Source organism: Bradyrhizobium sp., assembly GCF_049581145.1.
Classification (GTDB): Bacteria; Pseudomonadota; Alphaproteobacteria; order Rhizobiales; family Xanthobacteraceae; genus Bradyrhizobium.
The window spans coordinates 1-4861 of the sequence record NZ_JBAURI010000277.1 but is presented as its reverse complement, the minus strand read 5'-3'; the positions used below and the strand labels follow the sequence as shown (position 1 = coordinate 4861).

Here is a 4861-nt window from a genome sequence, read left to right as displayed (position 1 = left end):
GAATCGGACCCTCGTCCGATTCTCGCCAGCGAAACCCATCGCCGCGCCGGGAATTGATGGGTTTCGCAAGAGCTCTACCCATCCTGCTCCTTCGTTTCATATGATCAAGACTTCGGAAACGCTCTGCTAGTTATTCTTTCCTGCGCCCCGATCACCTGAGCGTTCTCGCGTCGAAAAGCTGCTCCGGCAAAGAGCCAACTCCGTTTGGATGAACGGTCGATACACGCGTTCGTGCGATCAGATCGAACTCGTCCCGCCATCGAAGGCCAGACTATTGAGCCCAAAGGGCTTCAATCGCATGGAGCAAGAAAATGCCGGCGCTGAATAATGCAATGAATGCAGAAGCCACAAGCATCGATCTCGTCCTGAATCGGTCTGCGCGAAGGTAGCGGCGCGTCCGAAGGTTCGATGACCGGAAGGGCTTTATCGTTGCGGAAAAATGGTATCGCCGCGGCAGCTCGGCGATCCGCACTCTTCCTGCGCAAGTGTGTTCATTTCGACACGTCGATTCCTGCACGTCGCAATGGCGATTGCGCCAATCATCATTATCACGGTCTATCTGGCGAAGCGCATAGCGTCAGCAAGAAAGGTTCCGCTCCAACTGCATCGGATTCGGTGTGGTTATTCCTGGCGCATGATCTGCGGCCAGTCACCGGCACAGACTTTCAGGTAGCCGGATCATACTAAGACGCCCGACTTTCGACTGGCGACGGACATTGTCTCTGCGTCCGACGCCCATTGAAGCTGCATTCGGTTACGACCACCGGTAACGCCAAAGCGGATGGTATTCCGCGCTGCTCACGCGCTAATCGCATTCTGCTCGAATGCCCCAGTTCCAGGCGCAGCCACATTCCGGACGAAGGAACACAAAAATCATGCCGCATTGCTCAAACAAAATCATATTTGCCCGCACAACATCATGGTTGCGGCCATGGCTGCCCTTCTTTTAGCCCGATTACGGTTAGTAAATCGCAACTGCACGGCGCATCGTAACCACTCACCCATTCGGTGGAGGGGCTTCGTTTCAGTTTTGTATATCCTCGTCATCCTGCGGGAAGCGCCGGGCAGGAAACGAGCGAGTAAACCCGGGGAGATGATTTAATGGCAACTACCTTGTTCAACAAGACGGCGCTGGCGAACGGGACGTCGAACCTGATCGTGCGCACAGACGCGATCAATCAATCGACCGACCTGGTTCAGGCCGGCGCTGTCTTCAACGATGCGGTCCGTGCATCGACCGGACTGTTCAGTCTGTCGGGCAGTGGTAACCAGAATCCCTTCCTGGGCAGCTACGTTTCCGACATCCATGCAGTGTCGAACGATATCGCCGCGATGCTCGCCACGCCCGGCGCCGTCACGGTGGGAGGCCAGGCCTTCACCTTGAGCACCGCCGATACCGCGACCTTGACTAACGTCGAGGGCCAGTTGAGCACGCTCCTGACGGCCGCGGCGCAGACCACCAATGCAACCACGATGGCGGCTGCGGACCAGACCATCCACGCAGTGCAGAACGAGATCCTGCAGGAAATCAACAACGATCCGCATATTGCGGCCGCCCTCAACAATGTCCCCTTCATGGCCACGACGGGCGCTACCGACGTCGCGTTCCAGAACCTTCCGGCGGGCGCCGACGACCCGGCATCGCTGGCGGCGGCAACCGCTGGCTCGAGCCTGAAAGCGGTCGGTACGGTTTTCAACGCGGCTGCTGATCTCACCAACGGCGGTATCAATTCGGGCAATCTCGGCGAGATCACGACGGACCTCCAGGCGGTTGCGTCGGGTGTCACGAATATCCTGAACAACGCGACCGCGCTCGCTGCGATCGAAAAGGGCGAAACCGCCAACGCCATGGCGCTGACGACCATCCACCTGCAGACGGTGCTCAATCAGGTCAACCTCCAGCTCAACAGTTTTGACGGCGAGGCAGCCAACGGCCAGCAGCACGGGATCCGCGGCACCGCGGACAATATCCTCGACATCATCGATATCGTGCAGAACGACACTGCCCTGAACATCGCGGCAGGCGGCAACGGGACGGCGGGGCATATCGGCGGCTTCGCCGAAGATCCGGGCGGTTTGACCGGCACCGTGACCAAGTTCCAGGACAATCAGGTGCAGACCAACTTCTGGGCGGCGTTCCTGTCGGAAGCCAACACCATCAACAATCAGTTGACGGCAATCCAGAATGGCACCGAGAAAGCGAGCGCGGCGCTGATCACGCAGATCGAGAACTATCAGCATTTCGGCGCCGCTTTCGATGCAGCGCAGGGCGCGATCTTTGAGGCCCGGTTCGACAACGAGCTGCTGAGCGGCACGCTGCTCGCGGACAGCAACAATGCCGTCGCGGGGTTGACTGGAATCCTGAACGGCGACACCGGCGCCAAGCTCGCAGCAGACATGGCCCAGATCAATGCCGCCGGACAAGGCTTTGTCGCCGACGCCAAGGACGTCAGCGGCAACAACATTCCGGTCGGCGGCGGCACCTATGTCGGCACGGCGACCACGGTGTCAGGGGCAACCTCGGTCCATGGTCTCGCGCACGGCACCATCCCGGTGACGGCAACCCCGAATATCGCCAATGGCACCGGCGGTACGGCGGCCGCGGCCACCACCCCAACCTCGCCCTCGTCACCAACCCCGCCCTCGTCACCGACCCCGCCCTCGTCACCGACCTCACCCCCCCATTCCATGGGCGGAGATCATCCTCACGGCGGCGGCCACGATGCCGGCCCACCGGCACAGGCTTGGTCGCCGCCGGTGTGGGAACACCACCACCATTGGGCCTGAGCGATCAACGCGCCGAAAACGTCACGGCTTAGAGCTCCCAGCGCAGAACCTTAGTTCTGCGCTGGTTCGCATCTAGAGGCTCGACCAATGCGCGCAATTGGTCAAAGCCAAATTGCACTATCGATCGATCTCGCCTCATCCCAGCCGCGCTATTCCAGTAATGGGGCGCTTGCCGCGTTCAGCGGCACCGTGCCGCGCATTCGTGCGCACAGCTCACAAGACAGCACGCCATGAATGAATCAGCACTTGCCAACCGATCGCGCATTGCATCAGCAACCCCCGTTGCAGGCAGCTACGCCTTGCAAACAGCCGAACAGGCCTACCGCCGGGTTCTCACCGATCAGCCCGGACATTTCCGCGCCCTTTGTGGTCTCGCCGTGGTTCGCGGCCAGCTCGGCGCGCTCGATGAGGCTCGCGACCTGGTCGCTCAGGCGATCGACGTCGCGGGAGATTCAGCCGAAGACCACCTGTTGCTCGGCACGACCTACATCCGGATCAACGATCTCGACAGCGCCCATCGCCAGTTCGAGATCGCGGTGGCGCGCGACGCAGGGCACGCGGAGGCCAGACTTCATCTGGCCAACGTGCTTAGCGGCCGCGGCGATTTTGCCGCTGCGGTGACGCAGTACGAAAAGGCGCTGGGGATCGATCCGGGCAACGCGGAAGCCCATCAGAATCTCGGCCTGACGCTGCAGCGGCTCGGTCAATTCGAATCCGCCCTCACCCACCATCAGGCAGCGATCGCGATCGCGCCGAACTCGGCCGCCATCCATGCCAGCCTGGGCGACGCCTGCCGGCATCTTGCCCGCTATGATGATGCTGTCGCGCATTACGCGCGGGCATTGACGACAAACCCCGGCTTGACCGACGTCCATATCAACCTCGGCGGCTGCTTTCATGCGACGGGCCGCCGTGAGCCGGCGATCCGCAGCTACCAGCGGGCATTGGCGATCAATCCGGGCCTTGCCGGTGCGCATTACAATCTGGGCAATCTCTACGCCGAGCTCGACAATCTGGACGCGGCGATCGTTCACTACGAGCGCTCCATCGCGCTAGCTCCGACCTCGGCCGAGGCGCACAACAACCTGGCCAACGTGCTGCAAAAACATGGCCGGCTCGACGGGGCGATCGAGCATTACAAGGAGGCGATCCGTCTCAAGCCGGCCTACGTCTCGGCGCAGCGCAGCCTGGGCGATGCCCTGAAGTCGCAGAACCAGATCGACGCCGCCATTCTGTGCTATCGGGCCGCGCTGGTGAAGGAACCCCGCGATGCCGCGACTCTCAATCGTCTTGCCTCGGCGCTGCTGATCGCAGGGCGCGTCGACGATGCATCGCGCGCGTTCGAGACCGCGATCGACATCGCGCCCGACAATATCGGCATTCAGCACAACTACGCCGCCGTCAAGCCGTTTGCGGTCGGAGACCGGCGCCTCGCCCGGCTGGAACAGCTTCGCGCGCGCGAGGATCAGCTTTCCGACGACGAGCGCATCGTGCTGCATTTCACGCTTGGAAAGGCCTACGCCGATCTCAAGGACGCCGACCGCTCGTTTCGTCATCTGGACGCCGGCAATCGCCTGAAGCGGCGGCAGATGAGCTATGACGAACGCAGAACCTTGATGTTGATGCAGCGGATTCGCGACGGATTTACCAAAGACCTGCTCAATGGCAAATCCAATGTCGGACACGACTCGGAAGCCCCGATCTTTGTCATCGGCATGCCGCGCTCGGGGACGAGCCTGGTCGAACAGATCCTCGCCAGCCATCCGCGTGTCTTCGGAGCCGGCGAGCTCGATGATTTTGCCGCGGCGCTATCTGACGTCGCGGAACCCGGAGTGGGCGCGACCTACCCTGACATGCTCGCCAAAATGTCGGCCGACGGCTTCCGGGAACTTGGGAAGAGCTATGTCGAACGCGTGAGCAAGAGCACGGCGGGGAAGGCTCGAATCGTCGACAAGCTGCCGTCCAATTTTCTGTTCGCCGGCCTGATCCATCTGGCGCTGCCACGCGCCCGCATCATCCATGTCAAACGGGACGCCGTCGACACCTGCGTGTCCTGCTACTCGCTGCTGTTTGC

At 61.5% G+C, this 4861-nt stretch carries 3 protein-coding genes; all 3 read left to right on the top strand.

Annotated features, from left to right (window positions below; all coding sequences use genetic code 11):
• Positions 1-1101 precede the first annotated feature (1101 nt).
• On the top strand, positions 1102-2787 hold the full coding sequence (locus tag WCB02_RS09265) for a hypothetical protein (RefSeq protein WP_423957701.1): 1686 nt from the start codon (positions 1102-1104) through the stop codon (positions 2785-2787).
• Positions 2788-2874: 87 nt separating this feature from the next.
• Positions 2875-3021 (top strand): hypothetical protein, encoded by a 147-nt coding sequence (locus tag WCB02_RS09260; RefSeq protein WP_423957699.1) that lies wholly within the window; start codon positions 2875-2877, stop codon positions 3019-3021.
• Positions 3022-3086: 65 nt separating this feature from the next.
• The coding region (locus tag WCB02_RS09255; RefSeq protein WP_423957698.1) for a tetratricopeptide repeat protein at positions 3087-4861 on the top strand (1775 nt) is incomplete at its 3' end.